The 26,125-nt window shown below is 45.4% G+C and carries 19 protein-coding genes; 11 read left to right on the top strand and 8 right to left on the bottom strand.

Annotated elements, in window-relative coordinates:
• Positions 1 to 6: 6 nt before the first annotated feature.
• Positions 7 to 1,074: a phosphodiester glycosidase family protein gene (locus tag Q7P68_RS00305; protein ID WP_304221352.1), complete on the bottom strand. Its 1,068-nt coding sequence runs from the start codon at positions 1,072 to 1,074 to the stop codon at positions 7 to 9.
• 22 nt (positions 1,075 to 1,096) lie between these two features.
• Between Q7P68_RS00305 and Q7P68_RS00310 the strand changes: the two genes are divergently transcribed.
• Positions 1,097 to 2,155: an alpha/beta hydrolase family protein gene (locus Q7P68_RS00310; protein WP_304221354.1), complete on the top strand. Its 1,059-nt coding sequence runs from the start codon at positions 1,097 to 1,099 to the stop codon at positions 2,153 to 2,155.
• Positions 2,156 to 2,226: 71 nt separating this feature from the next.
• Here Q7P68_RS00310 and rpsU read toward each other — a convergent pair whose 3' ends face one another.
• Genes rpsU through argA form a run of 6 tightly spaced genes read right to left on the bottom strand, consistent with a single transcriptional unit; the run spans position 2,227 to position 9,105 of the window.
• Positions 2,227 to 2,430, bottom strand: a complete 204-nt coding sequence (rpsU, locus tag Q7P68_RS00315) for a 30S ribosomal protein S21 (protein ID WP_013969387.1) — start codon at positions 2,428 to 2,430, stop codon at positions 2,227 to 2,229.
• 6 nt (positions 2,431 to 2,436) lie between these two features.
• The gene (locus tag Q7P68_RS00320; RefSeq protein ID WP_304221361.1) at positions 2,437 to 3,540 is read right to left on the bottom strand and encodes a M23 family metallopeptidase; all 1,104 of its coding nucleotides are present in this window, start codon (positions 3,538 to 3,540) and stop codon (positions 2,437 to 2,439) included.
• Positions 3,537 to 5,687, bottom strand: a complete 2,151-nt coding sequence (gene recJ / locus Q7P68_RS00325; RefSeq protein WP_304221364.1) for a single-stranded-DNA-specific exonuclease RecJ — start codon at positions 5,685 to 5,687, stop codon at positions 3,537 to 3,539. The genes Q7P68_RS00320 and recJ overlap by 4 nt, the downstream gene beginning before the upstream one ends.
• On the bottom strand, positions 5,684 to 6,994 hold the full coding sequence (locus Q7P68_RS00330) for a thymidine phosphorylase (RefSeq protein ID WP_304221367.1): 1,311 nt from the start codon (positions 6,992 to 6,994) through the stop codon (positions 5,684 to 5,686). Before Q7P68_RS00330 ends, recJ begins: the two co-directional genes overlap by 4 nt.
• Positions 6,991 to 7,770 (bottom strand): DNA repair protein RecO, encoded by a 780-nt coding sequence (recO, locus tag Q7P68_RS00335; protein ID WP_304221370.1) that lies wholly within the window; start codon positions 7,768 to 7,770, stop codon positions 6,991 to 6,993. The genes Q7P68_RS00330 and recO overlap by 4 nt, the downstream gene beginning before the upstream one ends.
• Before the next feature lie 12 nt (positions 7,771 to 7,782).
• Positions 7,783 to 9,105, bottom strand: a complete 1,323-nt coding sequence (gene argA, locus Q7P68_RS00340) for an amino-acid N-acetyltransferase (RefSeq protein WP_304221372.1) — start codon at positions 9,103 to 9,105, stop codon at positions 7,783 to 7,785.
• A 71-nt stretch (positions 9,106 to 9,176) separates the two neighbouring features.
• On the opposite strand from argA, the gene Q7P68_RS00345 reads away from it, so the two are divergent.
• From Q7P68_RS00345 to Q7P68_RS00390, 10 genes are all read left to right on the top strand, one after another.
• A complete protein-coding gene (locus tag Q7P68_RS00345; RefSeq protein ID WP_304221375.1) occupies positions 9,177 to 11,024 on the top strand; it encodes a histidine kinase dimerization/phosphoacceptor domain -containing protein in 1,848 nt (615 codons plus the stop codon).
• Positions 11,025 to 11,244: 220 nt separating this feature from the next.
• Complete coding sequence (gene lon / locus Q7P68_RS00350; RefSeq protein WP_304221377.1) at positions 11,245 to 13,797, top strand: endopeptidase La; 2,553 nt, start codon at positions 11,245 to 11,247, stop codon at positions 13,795 to 13,797.
• 11 nt (positions 13,798 to 13,808) lie between these two features.
• Complete coding sequence (locus Q7P68_RS00355) at positions 13,809 to 14,210, top strand: hypothetical protein (RefSeq protein ID WP_304221380.1); 402 nt, start codon at positions 13,809 to 13,811, stop codon at positions 14,208 to 14,210.
• Positions 14,211 to 14,271: 61 nt separating this feature from the next.
• On the top strand, positions 14,272 to 15,891 hold the full coding sequence (locus Q7P68_RS00360; protein WP_304221383.1) for a methyl-accepting chemotaxis protein: 1,620 nt from the start codon (positions 14,272 to 14,274) through the stop codon (positions 15,889 to 15,891).
• A 47-nt stretch (positions 15,892 to 15,938) separates the two neighbouring features.
• Entirely contained in the window at positions 15,939 to 17,039 is a 1,101-nt protein-coding gene (locus Q7P68_RS00365) for a LacI family DNA-binding transcriptional regulator (protein ID WP_304221384.1), read from the top strand.
• Positions 17,040 to 17,103: 64 nt separating this feature from the next.
• Positions 17,104 to 18,315 carry a sugar ABC transporter substrate-binding protein gene (locus Q7P68_RS00370; RefSeq protein WP_304221386.1) on the top strand — a complete coding sequence of 404 codons (1,212 nt, stop codon included), beginning with the start codon at positions 17,104 to 17,106 and terminating at the stop codon, positions 18,313 to 18,315.
• Between the two features lie 115 nt (positions 18,316 to 18,430).
• Positions 18,431 to 19,753, top strand: coding sequence for a carbohydrate ABC transporter permease (locus Q7P68_RS00375; protein ID WP_304221388.1), 1,323 nt, complete (start codon positions 18,431 to 18,433; stop codon positions 19,751 to 19,753).
• Complete coding sequence (locus tag Q7P68_RS00380) at positions 19,750 to 20,595, top strand: sugar ABC transporter permease (protein WP_304221390.1); 846 nt, start codon at positions 19,750 to 19,752, stop codon at positions 20,593 to 20,595. Before Q7P68_RS00375 ends, Q7P68_RS00380 begins: the two co-directional genes overlap by 4 nt.
• Before the next feature lie 6 nt (positions 20,596 to 20,601).
• On the top strand, positions 20,602 to 22,665 hold the full coding sequence (locus Q7P68_RS00385) for a glycosyl hydrolase 53 family protein (protein WP_304221392.1): 2,064 nt from the start codon (positions 20,602 to 20,604) through the stop codon (positions 22,663 to 22,665).
• A gap of 14 nt (positions 22,666 to 22,679) precedes the next feature.
• On the top strand, positions 22,680 to 24,725 hold the full coding sequence (locus tag Q7P68_RS00390) for a beta-galactosidase (RefSeq protein ID WP_304221395.1): 2,046 nt from the start codon (positions 22,680 to 22,682) through the stop codon (positions 24,723 to 24,725).
• Positions 24,726 to 24,801: 76 nt separating this feature from the next.
• Here the strand turns inward: Q7P68_RS00390 and Q7P68_RS00395 are convergent, their stop codons facing one another.
• A complete protein-coding gene (locus tag Q7P68_RS00395; protein WP_304221397.1) occupies positions 24,802 to 26,100 on the bottom strand; it encodes an O-acetylhomoserine aminocarboxypropyltransferase/cysteine synthase family protein in 1,299 nt (432 codons plus the stop codon).
• Positions 26,101 to 26,125 lie beyond the last annotated feature (25 nt).

Consider the following 26,125-nt stretch of genomic DNA (forward strand, 5'->3'; position numbering starts at 1 on the left):
CGAATATTATTTGGAGTCGACTTGGCTTATAAGGCGGATCCCGAGGCAGGTCGCCACGGCCCGCTCTCGGTTCAAAGTCCCATCGTGGACCGGATGGTTAAGGATTTCCGCAGGGCTATTCGGTTTTCGAATAACTAAGCTTGTGGATCCGCCGCCATCGAGGAGTAGGCCATCCCAGGCTCCAAGACCCAGTAGTATCTGGGCAGTTTCGTATTCCGTGGCTCCCACACTGTCCAGGAGCCGGCCGTCCACGGCAAGGAGTATGAGTGTTGTGCCATCCCGGCTCACGCCTACAGCGCTGCGTGGGGCTCGGCTTGTTCTGCCTTTAAGCGGAATACCATCCTTAAGGACTTGATAAAAGCCGCCCACCCCATAGCGTACAGACTCAGCGTCTAAAACGTTTAAAACGGCAGCCGGGCTATCCACTTTTCCGGCTATAGGGATATCTGTTTGCTCCGCTATACGGGCAATCCCATCCATTCCAATAAGCAGTGCGCCAAAGGCGGGCACTGGATCAGAGAATATGCGGCCCTCCTGTACCGCCAAGCCTACAACACGCCGCTCTTCTCCCTCCCGGTCAGAAACGGGGTCAAAGGGGTTGGTATTAATGGCAACTGTACAGCCATATTGTTCTGCAAAACGGGATACCCTGACAGAAGGTACGAATCCGTAGGCGAGCGGTTCGGGCCCTACTACAATTTGGACTAAGGGGCTTGCAAGGTTTATCCTCACAGCCCAGAACGCGAGGGGCGGAAAGGAGATTCTACCTAAGGTATATACGAGAGGCGCAGAGTTTAGATTGTCTATATTTTCAGATCCCTGTGATTTTTCTTGTTCTAAGACTTTCCAGACTAATGGGGGTACCGCTAATTCCTGGTCCCTATCCTTGCCTCTGAGTATATCAATACCGATGTGTACAGTGGCGCAGGAGGACATAATAAAAAGAATAAGCAGCGAGCCTAAGCGGGCTGCCAGCAATTTAGTAAAAGCTGGTTTTTTCGTCGATCTATCCTTTTCTTTGTATATTATAACAATGGGGCTAGCAAAAACAATTACATGGGGGCTATGTGGCATGGTTCTTCTTTCCTGTCAAAGTATGAAAGCAAATATTGATGTGAGGGGTCTAAAAGACTATGCCCGTTCAATTGAACTTATGTTGGGCCGGGAACAATCTTTGGTACCCATTTTGGATAATACAGAAGAGCCGGAGAATCAGGCCTATGAACCAAATAGTAGGACCATCCAAAATGATATGAAACCGGCTGAACGGCAACCCTTGAAACGTTGGAAGCTGTCTTTGAGTGGCAAACAAGTTTTGGGTGAGCGCTTGAAATTTCCTGCTCCCCAAGGGTACCCGCTGGGTGACAGTTATTTTTATTATTTTCATACCAGAAGAGAAGGACCAATGAAAGTAATTCTCTGGGCGCCAGGTTTTGGTGTATCGGATCTCGCATTTTTATTTATAAAAGAATTTTTCCGGATAGAACTTTCCTCTGGCTGGGACGTTTTGGTTTGGATCCCTCCCTATCATTTGGATCGGCAAATGCCAGGCAAAAAGGCCGGAGAAGGCCTTATTACTCCAGATCTCATGAGTTTTAGAAACAATATGAACAATGCGGTCCACGAACTAGCTCTAGGTCTCTCATGGCTTAAAAAGGAAGGATATGAACGGATAGGAGCTTGGGGTGGCAGCTTTGGTGCGGCAAGTCTCCTTCTTCTTTCCCAACAGGAGGACTTTGACCATATAGTATTGATGATTCCCCTCATTGATTGGAATACTATCTGGGACTCTCTTCCTTTTTCAGGGATCAGGCAACAGTTTGAGTCCAAAGGGGTGGATCCACAAACGGTGGCATCGGTCTTTGCTTCAGTAAGTCCCCGATATGCAAAGTATCCTCAAATTCCATCTGATAGAATCTTATTTCTCCTTGCCGATTATGATCAGCTTACACCTTTAGATGTGAGCGAATCTTATATTGCATCCTTAGGCTTTGGAGACAACCAGGAACCAGTAGTGCGCCGTTTTAAGGAAAGCCACAGTACCATATTGCTTAACCGAGGGGTATATAAAGAATACCAGAAGTTTTTAGAACAGATAGATAAGCCAATTTCAGAAATCCCAAAAGCTGTGTCAATTTCTCAAGGCGATCACTAGTCTGCGAGTTTTGAAAGCGTCTTAATAGGAGTAAATAAAAAAGGCTGTCCAATGGAGGACAGCCTTTGCTCTTAATATTCGGATTTACCCTTGCGGTTTTTCTTCATCAGCTTGCGCTGAATAGCCTTCTTTTTCCGGTTGAGGATGGTGGAAGGTTTCTCATAATATTCCCGCTTTTTGTATTCCCGGATGATGCCTTCTTTTTCGACCATCCGCTTAAACCGCTTGATCGCCTTTTCCAGCATCTCGTTGTCGTCTACAACAATATGGGCCACTGTATTTCACCTCCCTTCCGCTGACCGGTCAGTATTATTTTCTAAGAACGGCACAATTTTACTTAAAATGCGATCCTTGTCAAGCGGTGCGGTTTGGACCATCAGATCCGGATCGGCAAATTCACCCTGAATGCGGAATTCCCAATGCAGATGAGGTCCCGTAGAAAGACCCGTGGAACCGGATTTTCCAATTTCTGTTCCCGTATCAATGAGGTCCCCTTCTTTTACCGAAAGGGAATCCATGTGGTAATAAATAGAATAGACCGCGGGGGCATGCTGCAGTATGACCGTGTTGCCCGTAACAATGCGGAACCGTGCCATCTGAACCAGGGCCGGCGCGGTAGCGCGCACAACGGTTCCCTTAGGCACACCAAAATCTATGCCGCCATGGATGGTCCGTTCTAAAGTACCGTTAGAATATTGGTATATCCGCCGGTCTCCGAAAAAGCTTGTCCTGCGATTTGAATCCACCGGCATGGCAAAGGTTCCCGTCGTATACAGACCCGGCTTTGTAGCGACGAGCAGTTTCCATAATTCTGCCGCTTCCTTATCCTTCTGCGGGTCCGGTTTTGTCTTGATGTCCGTATTTGCAGGCCCCAGGGCTATGGTCTCGGCATTAAAAGCCTTTTTCGTAATTGATAATTGAATCCGCGGCGGAAGTTTCAAATCTGAGATCCCGGGGTTGTTATTGGCTCCTCCGGTGTCTGTTCGAATATCGAGATAGGCCCTGCTTCCCTCATAGGTATTAGGAATAACCAAAAGGGCAAGGTAAACCGTATAGTCAGTGCCATCTTTTTGAATGCGGTCGTAATAAAAGAAAGGGGCCGACAGCATCCTTTTATTATGCTCGTTCAATAACTGTACCCGTAAGGGAATGAGGTCCCCCGGCAGAAGTGAACTTTCTTTGGTCGATTCACTGGGAGCCGCACTTGCTCCTTGAGGTACTGGGATGGCAAGCACAACTGTTACTGGAGATCCCGGACTCAGTTCATCCTGGAGAGCCAGCGTTTTTGCTTCCCGGCTTTGAAATATACCGGACCCAAGCAACACTGTGAGGAGGGGGAAAATCAATACAAAGAAAGATTTGTAAAAGAGCTTTTTCTTCATCATTGTGGGCTATTTTGCTCCCAGGTCCCCGATCTTTTTATATCTGTAATGATGAGTTGGGGAGTCTCGTTTCCGTTAAAATAGTTTCTGTTTATTCGGAATACCATATCTACCGTATCGTTAAGGTCGAAGTCTCGTTTTACCTTTTCTGCAGCCTGCCAATACACCGCAGGCCATTTGTAGGTCCCCGCATCGATGGTCAGTTTGACATGTTTCGCTTCGTTTTTACCCATGAGTGAAATATCGATAATCTTTAAGTTTTTGGCCAGGAAAATAAGGGGATTATTTTCTTCGCCATAGGGTTCAAAGAGGTCAACGATATTTAAGAGGTCGCCTGTCATATATTTAAGCGGCAGTTCTGCATCAATCTGAACGAGTTCTTCGTCTTCAGAATCCTCAAGCTCCATTGTGGCAGCCACAAGCTTGAGGCGTTCCAAAAAGGCTTCCCAGTTCTGTTTGAGCATACTGAAGCCAGCGGCAAAATCGTGGCCACCCCAGTCCAGGAAGAGATCGGCGCACTGGTCCAAGAGGGAACGCAGGTCATAGCCCCGGCTTGACCTGAGAGACCCAGTCACGGTGTGCTCGCCGTTAAAGGCCACAACGAGGGATGGAACCTTAAAGCGGTTCACCATTTTGCTTGCCATGATACCCGTGACGCCCCGGTGTATTTCGGGCCCAAAGGCGATAGCCAGTTTATTGGAATAGACCTCCATGCTTGCCTGGGCCATGGGTTCTACGATATTCCAGATTTCGCTGCCCAGTTTTTTACGGTTTTCATTCATTTCCAATATTTCGTTGGCCAGCCGTTCCCGTTCACTGGGATTATCTTCTAAAAGCAGCTGCACCGCCCGGTCTGGTTTTCCCATGCGTCCCGCGGCGTTAATAACCGGACAGAGCTGCCAGGCCAGGTCAGACGCATTAAGATGCCTACCGGCGAGGCCCTGCTTAAAGAGTAAGTCCGACACCCCCGGCCGGGCCTTGGCTTCCATTGCTGCAAGGCCAGCGCGTACAATGATACGGTTTTCGTCCTTAAGGGGCATCAGGTCCGCAATAGTCCCCAGGGCCGCGAGCTGCAGGTCCTGCTGATCCTCTTCGCCGTACCAGGCCTCCCGTTTTTGGATAAAGGAGACAAATAGATTGATGAATACATCAAGCTCACTGGGGCTTTTGTCCGAATATTTTGCGATGCGGGATAGCTCTTTGATACGGAGGAGACTTTTCCCGGCTACGGCGGGCAGCACCTTTGCAATTTCGGGGGCCACATCGAGCATATAGACTTCCACGGCGGGACCAAACATTTTTGCAAAGGCTTTCTTTTGGAGCGGCGCATCCCAGGTAAGAATTTGCTGATCCTTGAGGAAGGGAAGCAGCCGCGTCTGTTCCAGTTGTACCATCCCCGGGATAATCGTTTCGGTGAGCCGGCTCTGTTCCACCAGGTTGCGGAGATGGACCGCCTCGACCACAAAGGCATCGTTGGTGGGCCGGGTGGTGAGAAGGCAGATGTTTTGTCCGTAGAGTTCGCTTTTTTGCGCAAAGCGGAGGGCCGAGACCAGCTTGTAGGTTACACCGCAGCCGCAGAGGTCTCTGAACGGGTAGGGGGACTCTTTTAGCTTAGGGTTGATGATGGCAAAGGCCTCAGGCAGTACATCCTGGGGATTATGGTGATCCACCACAATAACATCGATGCCGAATTCTCGGGCCCTGCTGATTTCTTCGATGTTCGAAATACCGCAGTCCACAGTGATAATGAGGGTCCCGTAATCGGCAGCAAACTGTTCAACCGCTTCTTTCGAGAGCCCGTACGCATCGTCTCCTAAGGGAACCTGCCAGCGGACATCGATACCCATTTTTTCTAGATGCCGAACCAAAAGGCTTGTGCTGGTAATACCATCCACATCCCGATCTCCGAATACGAGCACCTTTTCCCCTTCATCTTTGGCCGCCAGGATGCGCTCTACCGCATCCTCCATGCCGGAAAGCTGGAAGGGGTTTCTCAGGTGACGCACATCGGATTCTAAAAAGTACCGAATATCTTCGCCTTTGGTAATGCCGCGGCGGACCAGGATGGATGCGACAAGGAGATCGCATCCATAACGGCCCGCGATGTCTTTAACCTGATCGGGGGAGATTTCCTTTTTATACCAGTTCATGAGGAGGCAATTTCCTTAAGTATCAGTGTTCGGGGTGCGGGCTGGTTCTGTTGAATGTGCAGGGCTCCCAATATGAGCGGTTTTGCATCCTCAAGGCTCTGGGCTGATTTTCCCCAAACGGTCATAACCGGTTCCCCAGCTTTGACATAGTCTCCATAGCGTTTATGAAATTGGATTCCCGCGGTGGGGCTCACCGTATCTTCGGTGCGGTTTCGTCCAACCCCGAGGTGCACCCCTGCAAGTCCTATCTGGAATGCATCGATGTGGTGTATATAGCCAGAATCGGGAGCGGTAATCTGCATTACATATTCAGAACGGTATTTTCCACGTAATTCCAAAAGCTGCTTGGGGTTTCCTCCCTGGCTGCGAACATTGTCCAAAAAGAGCTCTCGGGGTTTGCCGCTTGCCAGGGCCTCTTCACAGCGTTTGCGTCCCTCTGCAGCGGTTTTTGCTTTCCCTCCCAATACAACCATGCGGGCTGCGAGCTCCAGGGTTACTTCCATAAGGTCCGCAGGCCCCTTGCCTTCGAGGCAATCGAGGGATTCCTCCACCTCAAGGAAATTGCCCATCATATTTCCCAGGGGTTCGTTCATGTCGGTAAGAAGGGCTATAATTTTCTTACCCATGGCAGCGCCTGTGCTGACCAGGGATCGGGCGAGTTTTTCCCCCTCCGCCGGGTCCTTCATGAATGCGCCGGAGCCGAATTTAACATCGAATACGAGACCTTCTGCTCCTTCGGCCACTTTCTTGGATAGAATGCTGGCGGTAATGAGAGGGATCGATTCTACGGTGGCCGTAACGTCCCGGAGTGCGTAAAGGAGCCGATCCGCAGGGACTATTTCTTTTGTCTGGCCCGTCATGGCAAAGCCATCTTTGTTAATAATCGAACGGAATTCTTCTACGCTGAGATTGGTGCGGTATCCGGGAATGGATTCAAGTTTATCCAGGGTGCCTCCGGTATGTCCCAGGGCTCGGCCGGACATCATGGGGTCCCTTATACCGAGGCTTGCGACAAGGGGTGCCAGTATGAGGCTGGTTTTGTCACCCACTCCGCCGGTTGAATGTTTGTCTACAAAGGGGCCGGGAATGCCTGAAAGATCGATTACTTTGCCCGATTTGAGCATGACTTCGGTAAGCACACCAGTTTCGGCTGGTGTCATCCCCTGGAAAAAGACTGCCATGGCCCAGGCTGATACTTGGTAATCCGGAATGGTGCCTGCCACATAGCCACCAATAAGAAATTCAATTTCATCCCGTGTAAGTTCCTGTCCAGAACGTTTTTTCATAATAATGTCTACAGCTCTCATAGGTTACTCCTTCTGCTGTCAAGTGTGTCCCCAAAACTGATACGGCGGGTAAGGGCCTGTTGCAGCAACTCGGTTCCTAGTCGCTGTACCTGAGCCAGCGTATGTTCATCAACACGGTAGCGCTCCACCTGGCTCGCGGGTAATTCCAGTATTCTCGAAACCCATCGCCGGCCTCCACCATTGATCGGAAAAAGCCGTTCCCGTTCAGTCCTTTGTATGGGTTCTCCACAGGAACTGCAATATGCCTGCTGTTCGAGGGAAGAGTACCATACTACTTCATCGGGGCGGACGTTGCAAGCGCAAATTTGGCAACGTTCCAGTTCTGGCAATAGACCGAGTACTTTAAGCCAGTTCCAGATAAAATAAGTTACAATAACAGGTATGCCAGCCTCTTGTATGGTACTGAGTGTCTCGAGGGTTTCTGAAAGCAGCGAGAACGCTTCCTGCCATGGACCTCCACTGCCCTGGCTTGCCAAGACTATTTCGAGCAGCGATGAACCTGCCATGAGATGTGAATAGGATTCCCGCAGTGCAGGCCGCCAATGGCGAACATCAAAATCGGTAATTTTTTTGGTGTTTCGTACAGGGTCTTCGTAATACCATAGGATGCCTTCATGAAAGGGTGAAACATAGGCTCTGAGCTTACTTTTGGGTCCTCCAAAAAGGGTGGCTTTAAGAATCCCTTCTTCCCGGGATAAGAATACCGCTTCCCGGTTCTCTTCTCCGCTTTGTCGCACCTGAAGTACCAGGGCAGTACAGGTTTTGCTTCTGCTCATGATGGGTGCATCCTACAGGTCGAGGGCAAAAACCTTGCTTTTCCGTTCCTGGTTATAGACCTTTCGTTTTTTTTCGGGAAGCTGTTCCACTGGAATTTCTCGGAAGCCAAGATATTCAAACCAGTCATGGGTTCTGGTGGTAAGGACAAAGACCCGGCGGAAATTGCGTTTTCTGGCCCGGTCTATCAAGTAACCTACTATCCTGCGGCCCAAGCCTAAATCGGTGTATTGTGGATCCGTGGCAAGGGCTGCTATCTCTCCCTGGTCTTCTCCCCAGTCATGAAGGGCTCCGCAGGCATGGACTGAACCATCCACCTCATACACCACATAATCGTCTTTCTTTTCAAGGATCTGTTCTGCGTTTCGTTGTATCAGTATGCCCTTTTCCATAAGGGGTCCCATAAGCCTTAAGACTTCTGTAATGTCCGCTGGCTTAAGGGGCCTTATCGATTCATATTCATCGGCATAAACCATGGTCCCGACCCCCAGGTTCGAGAAGAGTTCCCGTAGCACCGCGCCTTCTTCTCTGCTGTCTACAATATGGACTCGTTCTACGCCGAGACGGCATGCCCGGATGGCCAGGGCCAATTCTTTAAGTGCCGGTTCATTGGTTTGTTTCGGGTTGAGCTTGAGTATTTCCTCCGCTTCCTGGGGGGTGAGACGGGCAAGTCTGCCAGAAGTCCCTGAATAGACCGATTCTGGAATCCTGCACTGTTCGCTTGTGATGCCGGATCGGTTAGAAACAATAAAAAATTTCACTGCCCTTAAGGCTTCACAGGCAGCAAGGGCAATTTCGTCGCTCGGAAGGTTGTAAGGCTTACCTGCAGGGCTCCAGCCAATACAGGGTAAAATCGGCACCATGCCAAGATCCATCAGTTTTTTTAAGCTTTCCGCCTGTATCTTATCGACCATGCCTGAATGGGCGAAATCTATACCGTTTACAACGCCAATTCCCCGGGCTCGGACAAAGTTCCCGATGACTGCGTCTACTCGGCTTGCTGATAGTTCGGTCATATAGCGGGTGGCTACTTCAAAAGCAGCCATTTTTACAAAGGGAATAGCTGCTTCGGTGGTTATTCTGACCGACCCCTCATAGGATGATTCAATGTCATATTCTTTTAAAACCGCGTCAATCCATTCCTTAGCTCCCGGGACAATGACAATGCGGATCCCTGTTTGAGCAAGCAGGGCGAGATCTTTCATGAGGTACTTGAACTGCCGGTCTTCGGTAACCGGAAAATCGATTTTGAACACCATGGTGGTGCCATCAAAACGGCTCTGGTAATAAAAGGCTTCCCGTATCAGGTCCACCTGGCTCCGGTTTTGTTCATCCATAGTGTCTATTGTAAAGGGAAATTATGAAAAAAGAAAAGCCGTAGACTGAAACTTTATGGTATATTATAAGAGTGTATCATACTATATTTCTTTCGTTAATTAATGTATTAACGTCCCTTTTTAGCCGGGGGGCTTTGAGGCGCACCCTTCTTATCACTTTAACAGTTCTTTTGGTTTTTATCTTCGGATTTTCCTGGTTTTTTACTGCCCGCAGTTTGCAAAATGTTTCAGAAAAGACCCTGAATGATTTAGCAAAGCGTACATCTCGAATTGTTTTTGAGGAATTTTCAAGTCATATTGCAAACCATGAAAGCTTGATTAAAACAAATACAATTATTTTCGAAGAGGCTTCTCCTTTTCATTATGATGATCTCTTACCTCTTCTTGAAAAGGAGCTACTTGCTTTTCCCTCTGTACATATCGTATGCGCTGGTTTTTCAGATGGGTCCTATATAGAAGCCCAGCGTTTGGAAGAGGGAACCATTCGGTATGGTAAAGCAGGAAAAGAAACAGCTGGAGATCTCGTGTGGTATACAGCTTATGAGGATGGCACTCTCAAAGAAGTAGACCGCAGAAAATCCTATGATCCCCGAACAAGACCCTGGTATGTGAATGCTCTTGCTGCAGGTACTTTAAGTTTTTCTGATCCCTTTACTATTGTGTCGACAGGGAATCAGGTAATAGCAGCTTCAATTCCCTTTTATGCTAAAAACGGTACTATCCACGGGGTGATCAGCGTTGATTTCTTATTAAATGATCTGGCAAAGACCATTGCTGATCTCGCTCAAGAATATCAAGGGTATGTGGCAATAAGAGATGTAAAAGGGAATCTTATTTTCAGTTCCGATGGGAAACAGCAAGAAGGGTATTGGCCTTTACCTCCTTTACATGAAACGGCTAAAACCTTGGTTTTCAAGGGAGTCCCCTATCGGGTACTTACGCATCAGTATAGACAGCAATCTGCGGCTTCTTGGTTCGTCACTATCGCCTTGCCCGAAAATGCCTTTCGAGCCGAACTTTATCGGAACATGGTCAACATGACCATATTGTACGTTATAACTTTCCTTGTATTTGCCGTTCTCATATACGGGATAGTGGTAGCAGTTGAGACCCCTATCCACAATTTCACAAGGCTGGTGAGCCGCCTGAGTCTTGAAGCCTGGTTTACCCTCGATTTTTCCCCCGAAGAAGATGCAATGCTAAAATCCATAGCACTGCGAAAGAACGAGCTGGGTTCCCTTGCCCGGTCTTTTGAAAATCTGCTCGAAAAATTGCGTGATACCATGGGTTCATTAAAACAATCTCTTGCAGATAAGGACGTGCTTTTAAAAGAAGTACATCACCGGGTAAAAAACAACCTTCAGGTAATTGCGAGTCTTATTCATTTGGAAGCAGACAAATTGGATGATGAACCCTTCCAAGCTGTCTTATTTGAGCTGGAAGAAAAAGTCTATGCCATGTCAATGGTGCATGAAACGGTATATACTTCCAATTCATTCAGTCTGGTGCCCATGTCTGTCTATCTTGAACGGCTTGCTCACAGTCTGGAATCCTACCATTCGTTACTTATACCTATTTTCATTGAGACAGATGCGGATAATGTATCCCTTCCCCTTGATCGGGCTATTACCTGCGCCCTCATTATTGTGGAACTAGCAACCAATTCCTTTAAGTATGCCTTTGGCAGAAAAACCGAAGGCCGTATTACTATTTTATTAAAAGAACAGGGTGATGAATATCTTTTAGCGGTAGAGGATAATGGCTGCGGTTTTGATGCGGCCGATAAGGAACGAATTATCGAAGGGACTGGCGTAGGGAGTCTCATAACGCAGGCTCTTACGGCTCAAATTAAAGGAACTATGAAGCTCCACACGGGACCGGCAGGAACTCGAGTAGAAATCCGTTTCCCAAAACAATAGGGAAGTGCCCGCCGCTGAGTTCCCCGATATGGTGTTGTTCTGTGGGTAACAAGTTCCTGAATTTATGAGCCTTATTTTTGTTGTTTTACCCGAAAATTCGTTCTCTTTAGCCGCTTTTCTTGCCTTTTTGCCAGAAAATAAGCATATTTTAGGCTAAAGGCTGCGAATTTATCGGCAGCTTATCGATGTAATTTATTTACATTCATATAAGAGGTTTTATATGTCAGAACAGGGTATTATTCCTATTGATCAGATACTTCCGAATAAGTTGTACCTGGTAGCTCTCATGGGGAGACCTATTTTCCCTGGTATTTTTACCCCCATTATGATCGGCAACCCCGCTGACGTTAAGGTGGTGGATGAAGCGCTGGCAGGGGACGGCCTTATCGGCCTTGTGATGCTGCAAAATGAGAGCGAAAACCCCACTATCGATGACCTGTACAAGGTTGGAACGGTCGCAAAGATTGTAAAAAAGATAAACATTCCTGATGGAGGGGTGAATATTTTTATCTCCACCCTTAAGCGGTTCCGTATAAAGAAAACACTCAATGCGTCGAACCCGATTGTGGCGGCGGTAGAATATCTTGAGGACGAAGAGGATGATACCAGCGAGGTTAAGGCCTTGACCCGGGCCCTGATCAGCGAAATGAAACAGGTATCAGAAAATAATCCCCTCTTTTCCGAAGAAATGCGGCTAAATATGATCAATATTGATCATCCTGGGAAAATCGCCGACTTTATCGCCAGCATTCTTAATATCGACAAGACGGAACAACAGCGGATTCTGGAAATACTTAATGTCCGTAAACGCATGGAACAGGTGCTGGTATTCATCAAAAAAGAACAGGAACTCCTTAAGATCCAGAAGAAGATCCAAAAGGAAATAAACGAAAAAATCGAAAAGAGCCAGCGGGAATATTTCCTCAGAGAAGAACTTAAGGCTATTAAAAACGAGCTCGGCATGACGACCGACGCAAAAAGCAGCGAGTACCAGAAATTCCGGGACAAGCTGAATGAAATTCACCTCGATGATGAGGTCCGGGAAGCGGTAGAGCAGGAGCTTGAAAAATTTAGCCTTATGGATCCCAACTCCAGCGAGTTTATCGTGACCCGGAACTATCTGGATACCATTGTAAACCTGCCGTGGAATAAGGAAAGCAATACGGAACTCGATATGGACTATGCCCGCAAGGTTCTGGAAGAAGACCACTACGGACTCAAGGATGTCAAGGACCGTATCATGGAATTCCTTGCGGTCCGCAAGCTCCGCAATGATACCAAAGGTTCTATCCTCTGCCTTGTGGGCCCCCCCGGAGTGGGTAAAACCAGTGTTGGCCGGTCCATAGCCCGGGCTTTGGGCAAGCAATTTTTCCGCTTCTCCGTTGGCGGTATGCGGGATGAGGCCGAAATTAAGGGCCACCGGCGGACCTATGTGGGGGCCATGCCGGGTAAAATTATCCAAGGGCTCAAGCTCGTGAAGACTAAGGATCCGGTTTTCATGATTGATGAGATAGATAAAATGGGCTCAAGCTACCAGGGAGACCCTTCGAGCGCTCTCCTTGAAGTATTGGACCCTGAGCAAAACTACGCCTTCCGGGATCACTATCTGGACCTGCCCTTTGACGTATCCCATGTATTCTTTATTGTCACTGCAAATACGCTGGATACTATCCCGGGCCCCCTCCTTGACCGTATGGAGGTAATCCAAATTCCCGGTTATATCGATATCGAAAAACTTGAAATCGCCAAACAGTACTTAATTCCCAAGAGCCTCGAAAAGAATGGCCTACAGCCAAACCAAGTCCGCTACACCCGGGATGCGCTGCTCTTTATTGCCAACGGGTACGCTCGTGAGGCGGGGGTCCGCAACTTTGAAAAAAACCTGGATAAGATTCACCGGAAACTGGCTAAGCATATTTTGGAAACCCTACCTGAATATGCTGAACGGCTCGCCCAGCATTACGGTGCACAAAAACGAGAAGAAGTAATGAATTACATTAAAAAGGCAGCACAGATTATCGATGAATCAAATTTATCAGAAGGTCCCGGAGAGATTTTTGATAAAATCGGAGCTGCCATGAAAAATCCCCCTGCGGAACCGCCGAAAAAAAAGAGGCCTATTATAAAACTACAGGAAAACGAAAAATTTGTCATCGATAAGGCAGCGGTAGAAAAATACCTCGGGAAGCCCATCTTTGCAGAAGAAGAGGTAAAACGGGCCGACAGGCCTGGTATGGCTGTGGGCCTTGCCTGGACCAGCATGGGCGGTGACACCCTCATTATCGAAGCGGTTGCAACTCCCGGAAAGGAAGGCCTCACCCTGACGGGTAAAATGGGGGATGTGATGAAAGAAAGCGCGACCATCGCCTATACCTATACGCGAAAGCTTGTTGCGGAAAAATATGGCATCGGTCAGGAATGGTTCGAGAAAAATCACATCCACCTGCATATTCCCGAAGGCGCTACTCCTAAGGATGGCCCCTCGGCAGGTATTACCATGGCCACAGCCCTTATTTCTCTGGTGACCAACCGGACTATTGTGGACCGTATCGTTATGACCGGGGAGCTGAGTCTCACCGGCCAGGTTTTGCCAATTGGGGGGCTTAAAGAAAAGACTATCGCAGCCCAGCGAAACAAGGCTAAACACATTATCATCCCCAAAAAGAACCTCCGGGATTTAGATGAAATTCCAGATCATGTGAAAAAGGGAATTGAATTCCATCCGGTAGAACGATACGAAGAAGTCCTAGCCCTGGTGCTGCCAGATAAATAAGGTGTCTGCCGGTGTATCAGCATGCAAAGCTCAGGGCCTTTGAGAACCAACTCAAGGCCCTGTTTAATGAAGTGGATCACCAACTGGAGGACCGCTGGGGAAACCTCTATGCGGTACACCCAAACCGGCCTCGCCGGGGAGAGACGGCGGACCCCGAAATGGACGGCCTTTTTGAGGTTGCTGCCGATTTTACCCCCGGCATCGGCTCCGAAATGGGGCGCGGTTATATCATCAGTCTCCGGGTTGCTACGCTTGATCGGCTTGACCCGGCTCAGTTCGAAGCCCTTATGGAAGAAGCGGCGGGGATTGTAAAACAGCTCCTTCCCCGTTATTTCCCAGAACGATCCCTCCAGGTTGTTCGTGACGGAAAACGGTTTAAAATAGTCGGAGATTTTTCATTGGGCTTTGTGTAAGTATGCAAGAGGTTGTATAGCTCCACTTGTAATTTAGAAATAATTATTACATATTTGTATTATGGAATCTGTTTCTATGAAAGGTACTATTTCATCCCAAGAACAAGCAAGAAAGGCTGTCCTCTTACGCCGTGTGCTTTTAGTCATTTTAATTGTACTTCCCGTCGCATTTATCTCGGATTTTCTTACCGCCGATGTGGTGAATGCCGCTTTTGAAGCAGCGGTGTTTTTTGCCATGGTTGTTGCTTTTTTTATACTCCTCAGGGGAAATTATATGCTTGCCAGCAGGGTAACTATCCTTGCAGGAGGAATATTGCTGCTTCTTATGTCTTTTGTGGTAGGCAAGACACCGAATACGACGTTAATATATCGCAATATCTCATATTATTCATTAATTCTTGCCTTAGTCATTCTATTTAGCTTTACCCGTCTCACTGCATATATCGTTGTAGGAACAGGCCTTGCTGCCCTTTTTGCGTTTTCTTTTGGACGCCTTCTGCCTGCAGGAATTTCTTTCAGGGCCATTCTGATTGAGTTGGTAACGAGCCTTGTGCTGTATGGCCTGGTAAGTTTCTTTTTAATTACCGCAGCTACTATTTCTGCCCAGTTTTATGCAGAACTTGAACGGGAACGGAACAGGCTTGCCACCAAGATGGACCAGCTTAGGCGAGTAATTGAAGGGGCATTTAAAAATATGGATGCCCTGGGAAACCTGTCATCCCGGATGGACGAAATACGTCAGCTCGTTTCCGATGCCGGTTTGGCTATCCTAAAGATAGAAAACCAGGTCCACAAGCTTGAACAGAACAGCTCCGATTCTTCTGCTGCAACAGAACTGATTGCGGCTCGAATCAACGATTTGAATCAGAGCATAGAGAGCGAGTCCGCAGCCCAGATTGAGTCTTCCGCTTCTATAAACGAAATGGTTGCATCAATCCGAAATGTAGCAGAATCGGCAGCCCGGCGCAGGTCTGCCCTTGAAAAACTTACCGGGACCACCGACAGCGGTATGCAGCGCCTTGATGCTCTATTAGGCTATATCTCAAAAATCGAAGGAAGCATCGGGTCTATTCAGCAGATGGTGGCGGTTATCAATGCTATTGCTGGATCCACCAACCTGCTTTCCATGAATGCAGCTATCGAAGCCGCCCATGCAGGGGATGCAGGCAGGGGTTTTGCTGTCGTGGCCGATGAAATACGAAATCTGGCTGATACGACTGGCAAAAATGCAAAAGAAATAGGCCGGCAGCTCAAAGAAGTGATTCAGATTATAAAAACCGCGGCTGACGAAAGTGATACCACCCGGGCTGCCTTCCAGGAAATACGCAGAGAAATTGACAGTGTGATTGACGCTTTTAACGAAATTTCTACCGCTACCGAAGAACTTGCTGAGGGCGGCCGTCAGATCCTCGAAGCCCTGCAGACACTCAGCGATATGTCTTCCCAATTAACATCAGGGGGGAAGGAAATTGCTTCAGCACAGAAAAATCTGGAAGCACTGCAAAGTCAAACACGGACTTCCTTGTCTGAATTGCTTGATGATGCGGAAGTTATCAAAGAAAAGGACCAAGCTATCCTTGAATCAGTGAATCAGGTTGCTCGTCTGAGTGTAGACAGCAAAAAACAAGCTGAGGAACTGCACGAAGCGAGCAGGGCCCTGAACGAAGATTTGAATACTTAGCCAATTTAAAATTTGACAGATCTTCTGTGCCGTGATACTATTTTGTTATGAGCAACCGGTTGCGCAAAGATGCGCCGAAAGAACAGATACAAAAAATATCGAGTATCGATGAAATTGCAAAAGCCCTCGGAGTATCAAAATCTACAGTTTCTCGGGCAATTTCGGGCAAAGGGCGGATCGGGCAGGAGACAAGAGAAAAGGTATTATCCTTTATAGATCTCCATGGATTTAAGCCAAACCTCATCGCTAAAAGCCTTGCTGTTTCAAGGACTTTTAATATCGCTGTAGTTATTCCTTCGGATGCAGAGGTTCAGGAAATTCCATTTTTCCAAGGTTGTCTGCATGCTATTTCACAAACTATTACCCAATGGGACTATGATGTCATTCTGTCTATCACTACTGAACACAATATTTCTTCGGTAAAAAGACTGGTAAGAAACAGAAAAGTAGATGGTATTATTCTGACCCGGCCACTTATTGATGACAAAGCGATCTCGTTTCTAAAAGAGACTGAAGTGCCATTTCTCGTTATTGGTAATCCGGGAGTTGATACGGTTGTTCAAATTGATAGCGATCATATCACTGGTTGCAGAGATGCGACGGAGCATATTTTACGTCAGCGTTTTGTAAATCATGTATTATTGGCTGGTAATCCCCATCATCGGGTTAATCAAAATAGGTTTTTTGGCTATCAATCAGCTCTTCAGAAACAGGGAATAAAGATAGGTATAGAGATCTCATACCACGATCTTACAAAAATAAAAAAAGACAGATTCGATTATCCAATTGTTGTTTGGGATATATCCAGCCAGACAGCCATTGATGAAACTTTACATACCATAATGTTAAAAAAACCTGCATGTCTTATTTGTATGGATGATGTTATCGCGAGCAAAACAATTAATTATCTTACACGGCACCATATTCGAATACCTCAAGACATCAGATTAGTCTCTTTTCATGACAGTGCTGCTATGGAACATAATATTCCGCCTGTTTCTGCGGTTCATGTACACATCGCTGAATTGGGGCGAATGGCGGGGAGTACCATCATTAATATGATAGAGGGTCGTCCATTTGAATTTGTAAACAGGCTTCCTGCGGAATTTGTTGTAAGAGAGTCATCATTAAATTTCCACGGCGATTGAATCGCTGGAAATGATAAATGGATCTGTAGCTAACTAACAGATCTACAAACTAAGGAGGTTGAATATGAAGAAACAATGGCTCTATGTAGTCTTGTTGCTGGTTCCCGCATTTGTTTTTGGTGCGGGAGAGACCGAAAAGCAGGGTGTAAAAGGCTCATCACAGGATGTTACACTCACGGTATGGGAATCTACTAATGGTCCCGATGAGTTTATTAAACAGGCAGGAGTTGCTTTTACTCAGAGGTATCCAAAAATAAAAATTAAATATGTGAATGTAGAGCTCGGAGATGCAGCTGGCCAGATTGCCCTGGACGGTCCTGCTGGTGTGGGACCGGATGTATTTGCTGCACCCCATGACAAGCTGGGAGAACTTGTTTCAGGAGGTCATATTTTACCTACCAAAAATCCGGAGCCGATTAAAAAACAGGTTTTAAGTTCATGTGCTACAGCACTTACATATAATGGAAAAATGTATGGCTATCCTGTTTCTGCAGAAACTTATGCGCTATTTTACAACCGTGCTTTAATAAAGGATAACGAAGTTCCAAAAACATGGGAAGAACTTGTATCCTTTGCAAAGAAATTTAATAGCGCTAATCCTGGCAAATATGCGTTCATTATGGATGTTGGAAACGCATATTACACAATAATTTTTACAACTAGTGATGGTAACCGCCTGTTTGGTCCTAGCGGAACAGATATAACCAAAACCAATATTAATTCAGATAAATCTATTAAGGGAATGAAGTTTTTCCAGAGTTTGAGAACAATTCTAAATGTGCCCGCTGCAGATCTGACAACTTCAGTGGCCGATACTGCATTCTCCTCGGGTAAAGCAGCTATGTACATTACTGGTCTCTGGAATGTGGTTCCTTTTAAAAACGCAAATATCGATTTTGGTGTAGCTCCACTTCCCTCATTGCCAGGAGATAAAACCCCGGCTGCATCATTCTCGGGAACCAGAGCAATGTTTGTTTCTGCTTATTCTGATCATCCTGAGGAAGCAAATCTGTTTGCGGAATTTCTAGTCTCCCCTGAAATGCAGCAATTACGATTCAAAATTACTGGAGCGCTTCCAGCGATCAATACAAAAGAAGATAGTCCCTATATGGCCGGATTCCTAAAACAATTGGATTATGCTTTCCCAATGCCTTCTATTCCACAAATGAGCGCTTATTGGGAAGCCATGGGAAATGCAAGTAAAAATATTTGGGATGGTGCAGATGTAAAAAAAGAATTAGATGCCTGTAACGCGGCAATCCTTGGAAAAAAATAAAATAGTATGTACAAGCCAATTTTGATCGAAAGAAACGTTTGAAATTGGCTTGTGTTTTTTGATTCTTCATCATTACAGAGCTCCACAGGGAATTGAATAAGCGCTGGGAGGATCAATGACAGCCAAATTAGCAGTGGATGGAAAAGAACAAAATAAAATATTACGAACCGCTTTGGTATGGATGGGATTAGCCCACATCATATATTTAAAAGATTATGTAAAGGGATTAATTTTTTCTACTATCGAAGCTGTGTTCCTGCTTTTTTTGCCTTCTATCATCACAAAAATAATAAACCTTGTTACGCTTGGATCTCCTGAACTGGATTTACCTATCAAGCTGCGAGGCAATTCTATTTTTATGCTGATTGATGGAATTTTAACTTTAAGTATTATTGTTCTTTTTATCATACTTTATGTAATTTCTATTAAAAGCGCTTTAGCTGGATATTCCGAATATTGTCGCCGGAAACGTTACCAGACCTTTGCTGAATCATTGAGAATGACGCAAAGCAAAGCTTTCCCCATTATAGGGCTTACTCCCAGTTTTTTACTTATTCTAGTCCTTGTTGTGGTACCGCTGGTTTTCTCTGCCAGTGTTGCATTCACCAATTATTCTGCACCAGATCATATACCGCCAAATAATACAGTAGACTGGGTTGGTTTAGACAATTTTAAAACTTTGCTGGGAGGCGAAGCTTCATGGTCAGCGGGTTTTGCCCGTGTAGCTCTATGGACTGTTTTGTGGGCCTTTGCTGCTACACTTACCTGTTATTTTGGGGGACTCTTCGTCGCTATTTTATTACGAGAAAGTAAAGTTAAGCTGGCTCCTCTATTTCGTCTCATTTTTATTTTACCCTATGCGGTTCCATCAGTTGTGAGTATGCTGGTCTGGAGAAATCTCCTCAATGGAACCTTTGGTACAATAAACAGAACCCTGATGGCTATCAATGTAATTACTGAACCAATTCCCTGGCTTGGGCACCCGGAACTTGCAAAGCTTGTAGTCATTTTAATAAACCTGTGGGCTGGTTTTGGTTATTTTATGTTACTTGCGAGTGGAGCTATGACGGCGGTTTCTCAAGATATTTTTGAAGCGGCTCGAATCGACGGTGCAAGCCGGTTCCAAGTAGTTAGACATATTACCCTGCCCCTTGTTCTTTATCAAACCATGCCTCTTATCATAATGTCTTTTACTTATAACATTAACAATTTTGGAGCAATTTTCTTTCTTACTGGAGGCAGCCCCACGGTAGCAGATAGTACTATTACAAGCGCGGGTGGTACAGATATCTTGGTCACCTGGATATACAAACTTACGATTACCTTACTGAAATATAACTATGCGTCTGTTATAGCTGTCATGATATTTATTGTATTAGCGCCCTTCGCCATTTTTAACTTTCGTCAAACTAAGGCGTATAAGGAGGGGGATCTATGAAAAAAAATTATGCTATGGTCGAATATCTTAACAAAATAATTTCCATGCTTGTTTTTTTAGTCATCGCCTTTTTTGTACTATATCCCCTTGTATATGTTGTAAGCGCTGCATTTTCCCCGGGAACCGGAATTGCATCGGTTAATATAATACCTTTTAGAGACGGTTTTACAGTAAAGCATTTCCAGAGGCTTTTTTCAGAGACTTTATATGGAACATGGTTTCTTAATACTTTATATATTGCTGCAAGCACGTCGCTTATAACAGTTTTTATCACAACCCTTGCTGCCTATGTATATTCAAGATTCAATTTTAGCTTAAAAAAACCGCTACTCATGTCATATTTGATTCTACAGATCTTTCCATCTTTTGTCGGTATGGTTGCCATATATGTCATACTACTCCGCATTAACGGACTCGATACGCTTTGGGGGCTAGTACTTGTATATGTTGCAGGGAACCTTCCGTATAATACATGGCTTGTAAAGAATTACATGGATACGGTGTCTCGAAATCTTGATGAGGCTGCACGGATAGATGGGGCAGGACATTTTACGATTTTTACAACTATTATGCTTCCAATTGCAAAACCCATCATTTCATTTCTTGCTATTACAAGTTTTACTGCTCCCTGGATGGACTATATATTTCCGAGAATGGTTTTAAGGTCCGCAGAAAAACAAACTCTTGCACTGGGTTTATTTGGATTTGTTACGGACAAGAAAAATGAATTTACAACATTTGCGGCGGGATCTCTTATTGTTGCAATTCCATTCATCTTATTTTTCCTTGTTTCGCAAAAGCTAATGGTAACTAGCTTTAGCGGTGCAGCTGTAAAGGAGTAAAGAAATATGAAAACACATTATTTTCCCCTGTATATGATTGCCATTGCATCAACCATACTGCTGCTTTTTTCATGCGCGAATTTACCTAATAATGAGGCTGTGGGGAGAAGTATGTCTCAACAGATTATTCCTGTTGATACTACTAAAGATTATCAAATCTTTGTTAAGCCTGTGCAAAATCTTCCAGATGATTTCATTATGGGAATGGATATTTCAAGCATCATCGCATTGGAAAAAAGTGGTGTTCTTTTTAGAAATGAACAAGGGGAAGTACAGGATATTTTTAAGACCCTTTCGGAGGCTGGTATTAATTCTATTCGCGTACGGATATGGAATGATCCATTTACTGCTGACGGGAAAGGGTATGGCGGAGGCAATAATGATATAAAGACCGCCATAGAAATTGGTAAGCGGGCCACCCAATGGGGTATGTCCGTCTTATTTGATTATCATTATTCGGATTTTTGGGCTGATCCATCCAAACAACAAGCTCCGAAAGCTTGGAAAACTTTGAGTATAGAGAAAAAAGAAAAAGCCCTTTATGAATATACTAAAAAAACTTTAAAGATGGCTCTGGATGCAGGTGTAAATGTTAAAATTGTGCAAATCGGGAATGAAACCACAGGAGTGTTTTGCGGAGAAAATAATTGGATACGTATTGGTACGCTCATGCAAGCTGGCAGCAGGGCTGTCCGTGAAATCAGCAAAGAAAGAAAAAGGGCTATACAAATCGCTATTCATTTTACCAACCCTGAAAAAGCAGGGGAATATGAGCGATATGTGAAAATTTTGGAAAAACAAAATGTCGATTATGATATATTCGCTTCTTCCTATTATCCATACTGGCATGGAAGTGTACAGCAATTTGCTGAAGTCCTTAAAAATACCGCTAAAATTTCTGGTAAAAAGGTTATGTGCGTGGAAACATCCTATGCATATACCTATGAGGATGGAGATGGATTTCCTAATACTATCTCACGAGATTCGGTTGTAGAAAAACCATATCCAATTACGGTGCAGGGGCAGGCAAATGCGATTCGGGATACAATTGCTGCAGTAGCATCGGTCGGAAATGCAGGAATCGGTGTTTATTACTGGGAAGGGGCATGGATCCCTGTTCCAGGTAAAAATAAAGAAGAGCGTCAGATGCTCTGGGAAAAGTATGGTTCAGGATGGGCTGCAAGCTATTCTGTAGAATATGATGCTAAAGATGCGGGGGTCTATTATGGAGGATCCTCCTGGGATAATCAAGCACAGTTTGATTTTACCGGCAAGCCATTAGCATCTCTTTCGGTGTGGAAACTTATACGGTATGGTTCAAAGACAGCGGTTCGTCCAGACAGTGCTGAAGAATTAGAACTTCGTGTCCGTTTGGGGGATGCGGTTACACTACCCGAAACTATTAAAGTTATAATGAATGATGGCAGCATACAGAACATGGAAGTTCTATGGGATAGTACTGCAATACAGATAAATACTGGACCAAATTATGGTAAAATACGTGAGCTTAATGGCATTTCTCATGGGCCAGTATCAGATTATTTAGTATATGGAAATGTTATTGATGAATTTTCTAACATTTCACCGGTACGAGCCTTGCTTAGACTTTCGATCGTAGAAAAGAACTATGTGGAAAACCCCAGCTTCGAAGATAAAAATCTTTCCATGTGGCGTATCGAAAATATCGATGGAATAACGACTGAACTATTTGTACAGGAAAAGGTTTCAGACGCAAAAACGGGGGCAAAGGCACTACATTTTTGGTCTAAAAACAAAGTTGCTTTCAGGGTTGAGCAAACAGTACGCGGTCTTGCTCCTGGACTCTATAAATTAAGCATGACAATCCATGGCGGGGATGCAAAGAACCCAAATATGTATTTGTATGCTATATCAAATGGTTCAGAACTAAGAACAGAAACAACAGTAGATGGTTGGAGAAATTTTAAGACCCCTGTCATCCCAAAAATAAATGTAACTGATGGTACTGTGATTATTGGGGCCTATATATCATGCGATGCAAATGGCTGGGGGTCGCTGGATGATTTTATTCTCAGTCCTCTTCAGGAATAGGCGGCGGAAAAAGTATGGATAACTTTGGTTTTGTTCCCGAATATTTGGTAAAAAATGATAGCCCCTGGTTTCCTATGATGGGTGAATTTCATTATTCTCGATACCCAGAATCTTTCTGGAAAGAAGCACTCCTAAAAATAAAGGCTGGCGGTATAGATATTGTTTCTTCTTATGTCATTTGGATTCATCATGAAGAGATCGAGGGTGTGTACGATTTTTCTGGCTCAAGAAATCTGAGAAAATTTATACAAACGGTTCAGGAATGCGGCCTCTATTTCTTTTTACGGATTGGTCCTTGGTGTCATGGCGAAGTCCGCAATGGCGGGTTCCCGGATTGGCTACTTGCAAAACCGTTCTCGCTGCGGACCAATAACGAAGGATATTGTTCGGAGGTAGAAAAATACTACCGAGCTATTTACAAACAAGTTGAAGGTTTGTTTTTTCGAGATGGTGGGCCGATTTTAGGAATTCAAATAGAAAATGAATATGGGCATTGCGGAGGACTTAATGGTTCCGAAGGAGAAGCCCATATGAATCGGCTTACTGATCTTGCGAGGCAAATAGGTTTCGATGCGCCCTATTGGACAGCTACCGGATGGGGAGGAGCTGTTACCGGCGGTCTGCTTCCTGTTATGGGCGGATATTGTGAAGCCCCATGGGATCAAAGGCTTACCGAGATTGAACCAAGCGGAAATTATATTTTTACCCATGAACGAAATGATCACAATATTGGAAGTGATGTACGGCCCGGTACGGGGCTTACTTTTGACACAGCTCGATTTCCATATCTTACCGCTGAATTGGGGGGAGGGCTTCAAGTTACGCGACATCGGAGGCCTGTTGCCACAGCCCAAGATATCGGTGCTATGACGCTATCAAAATTGGGGAGCGGTGTAAACCTATTGGGTTATTATATGTATCACGGGGGAACTAATCCAAAAGGTAAGTTAAGCAGCCTCCATGAATCTCGGGCTACGGGATCAATAAATGATGTCCCAGAGCTCTCCTATGATTTTCGTGCTCCAATTCGTGAATATGGTCAAATATCTGACACATATCGAGAAATAAAACTGTTTTCATATTTTGTTCATGATTTTGGTGAAGATCTCTGCAAAATGCCTGCAATAATTCCAGAAGAGAACCCGCTCTATCCTGAAGATTCTAACGCGATTCGTTATTCATGGAGGATTCAGAACGGTTCGGGCTATCTCTTTGTAAATAATTATCAACGGCGTCAAATACAGTCAGAGCATACACAGGTTGTTTTTACAGCACCTGTTCATACAGATGATGATAAAGATATTCGCTTCCCTCCTCTTGATATTAAAAACGGCGATTATTTTTTCCTCCCCTTTGGCATACAGGTAGGGGATGCGTTTTTAGAAACAGCCCTCGTAACACCGCTCTGCATCATTTCAGGCAACAGCGTAGATGATAAAACGAGACACAAACCAACTTGGATATTTTATACTAGCTTTACTTATGCGGAAGAGCTCTTGCTAAGGGGTATGCTCGATGATTTATTTCAATTTAAAAATGGATTCTGGCCTACTACGGTAACTGTAGTGACATTGACAAGAAAAGAAGCCCTGAACTTATGGAAATTTAAGGATACCTTTATTATTGATGAATCTTTATTGCTAGAAGATGGAGAAACCATATTCCGATATACTAGAAAACCCAGCCCTCATATTGAATATCATCCCATTGATGAATCAAAATTTACCAAGAACAATCAATCCTTTCGGTATTGGAAAATAGAAATTCCACAATGGTCTGGGGAAGACTTGTTTCTTACAATTTCATGGGAAGGAGATGTAGCTCGGCTTTATAAGGATGAAGAACTTCTTGCCGATGATTTCTACACCGGAAAAGGTCATCATTGGGAAATAGGACTCAAGCGATTCGGTCAAGGAAAATGCCATGAATTGATTTTGGAAATTGAACCGCTTTATAAGAATACTCCTGTTTTTCTTGAAACTTGGCCTCATTTTCAGGAAGGGATAGTTTGTGCCTGCAGTTCGATACATTCAGAAATAGAAGAGAAACAGCAAATATAGTAAAGGATGCCGGATGAAAGATGAAATCCTGTATCATCCGGCGAATAACCTGTCCCTAATCTTTTCTGCTTTTTAATTAATCCGCAAGCGCCTGATCCAGGTCTGCTAGTATATCCTTAATGTTTTCTAAACCAATAGAAAGCCGTACTAGGTCTGGAGTAACTCCCGCTGCCTGTTGCTGCTCTTCGGAAAGCTGGGAGTGGGAGGTGCTTGCGGGATGCAAAGCCAGGGACTTGGCGTCCCCTACGTTTGCAAGGTGTGAAAAAAGCTGAAGCTTATTGATGAAGCGCTCGCCGGCTGTTTTCCCGCCCTTTACGCCAAAGACTACCATGCCTCCGTATCCCTTAGTTAGGTACTTCTTAGCGATTTCGTGGCTTGGATCATCTTTCAGACCAGGATATCGAACCCAGGAAACCGACTTGTGGCGCTGCAGAAATTCCGCCACTTCCAACGCGTTAGAGCAGTGGCGGGCCATTCTCAGTGGCAGGGTCTCCAGGCCCTGAATAAAGAGCCAGGCGTTGTCCGGTGAAAGGCATGCCCCCAGATTCCGCAATGGCACGGTCCTAAAGCGCAGGGCAAAGGCAATTTTTTTAAGCTCCGCAGGCAGGTCCAGTGCCCATCTGAGCCCATGGTAGTTCTTGTCAGGCTGGGTAAAGAGTGTAAATTTTGGATCCGACCAGTCAAAGGTCCCTGCATCGGTTACGATACCGCCAATCGCAGTTCCATGACCTCCCATCCATTTGGTAAGGGAGTTGATGACAATATCTGCACCATGTTCAATGGTTCGTAACAGGTAAGGGCTTGTAAATGTCCCGTCTACCACCAGGGGAAGCCCGTGAGAGTGGGCGATTCCTGCGATCTCTTTGAGGTCCGCCACATCAAGGGAGGGGTTCCCGATAGTTTCTACATACAGGAGCTTAGTTTTTTCAGTGATTGCCTTTTTAAAACTTGATAGATCATGAATATCTGCCCAGCGGGTCTGTATGCCGAGATCAGGTAAGATGGCGTCGAACATGGTATAGGTGCCGCCATACAGGTTGCTGGCGGACACAATTTCATCACCTGCGCGGGCTATGGTGATTATCGTATTAAAAATTGCTGCGGTTCCAGAGGCCACAGAGACAGAGGCTGCGCCGCCTTCCAGCTCGCTTACCATAGCTTCCAGCATATCGTTGGTTGGATTCCCCAGCCGGGAGTAGATGTTGCCAAATTCCTTAAGGGCAAAGAGATTTGCTGCATGTTCGGTATTTTTAAACACAAAAGAACTGGTCCGATACACCGCCGGTGCCCTAGAAAGGGTGGTGGGATCCGGTTGCTGTCCGCCATGGACCGCCAAAGTATCAAAGTAGTATTTCTGTGCTTCTGCTGGAGCCATTGGTACCCTCCTGGTTATAGTTTAC

Source organism: Gracilinema caldarium (assembly GCF_029265695.1).
In the GTDB taxonomy this organism is placed as follows: Bacteria; Spirochaetota; Spirochaetia; order Treponematales; family Breznakiellaceae; genus Gracilinema; species Gracilinema caldarium_A.

Excerpts from the sequence above, each read along its gene's own strand:
- Q7P68_RS00305 (WP_304221352.1), bottom strand. The coding sequence starts at position 1,074 with ATGCCACATAGCCCCCATGTAATTGTTTTTGCTAGCCCCATTGTTATA.
- Q7P68_RS00310 (WP_304221354.1), top strand. The coding sequence starts at position 1,097 with ATGAAAGCAAATATTGATGTGAGGGGTCTAAAAGACTATGCCCGTTCA.
- Q7P68_RS00320 (WP_304221361.1), bottom strand. The coding sequence starts at position 3,540 with ATGATGAAGAAAAAGCTCTTTTACAAATCTTTCTTTGTATTGATTTTC.
- recJ (WP_304221364.1), bottom strand. The coding sequence starts at position 5,687 with ATGAACTGGTATAAAAAGGAAATCTCCCCCGATCAGGTTAAAGACATC.
- Q7P68_RS00330 (WP_304221367.1), bottom strand. The coding sequence starts at position 6,994 with ATGAGAGCTGTAGACATTATTATGAAAAAACGTTCTGGACAGGAACTT.
- recO (WP_304221370.1), bottom strand. The coding sequence starts at position 7,770 with ATGAGCAGAAGCAAAACCTGTACTGCCCTGGTACTTCAGGTGCGACAA.
- argA (WP_304221372.1), bottom strand. The coding sequence starts at position 9,105 with ATGGATGAACAAAACCGGAGCCAGGTGGACCTGATACGGGAAGCCTTT.
- lon (WP_304221377.1), top strand. The coding sequence starts at position 11,245 with ATGTCAGAACAGGGTATTATTCCTATTGATCAGATACTTCCGAATAAG.
- Q7P68_RS00360 (WP_304221383.1), top strand. The coding sequence starts at position 14,272 with ATGGAATCTGTTTCTATGAAAGGTACTATTTCATCCCAAGAACAAGCA.
- Q7P68_RS00365 (WP_304221384.1), top strand. The coding sequence starts at position 15,939 with ATGAGCAACCGGTTGCGCAAAGATGCGCCGAAAGAACAGATACAAAAA.
- Q7P68_RS00370 (WP_304221386.1), top strand. The coding sequence starts at position 17,104 with ATGAAGAAACAATGGCTCTATGTAGTCTTGTTGCTGGTTCCCGCATTT.
- Q7P68_RS00375 (WP_304221388.1), top strand. The coding sequence starts at position 18,431 with ATGACAGCCAAATTAGCAGTGGATGGAAAAGAACAAAATAAAATATTA.
- Q7P68_RS00380 (WP_304221390.1), top strand. The coding sequence starts at position 19,750 with ATGAAAAAAAATTATGCTATGGTCGAATATCTTAACAAAATAATTTCC.
- Q7P68_RS00385 (WP_304221392.1), top strand. The coding sequence starts at position 20,602 with ATGAAAACACATTATTTTCCCCTGTATATGATTGCCATTGCATCAACC.
- Q7P68_RS00390 (WP_304221395.1), top strand. The coding sequence starts at position 22,680 with ATGGATAACTTTGGTTTTGTTCCCGAATATTTGGTAAAAAATGATAGC.
- Q7P68_RS00395 (WP_304221397.1), bottom strand. The coding sequence starts at position 26,100 with ATGGCTCCAGCAGAAGCACAGAAATACTACTTTGATACTTTGGCGGTC.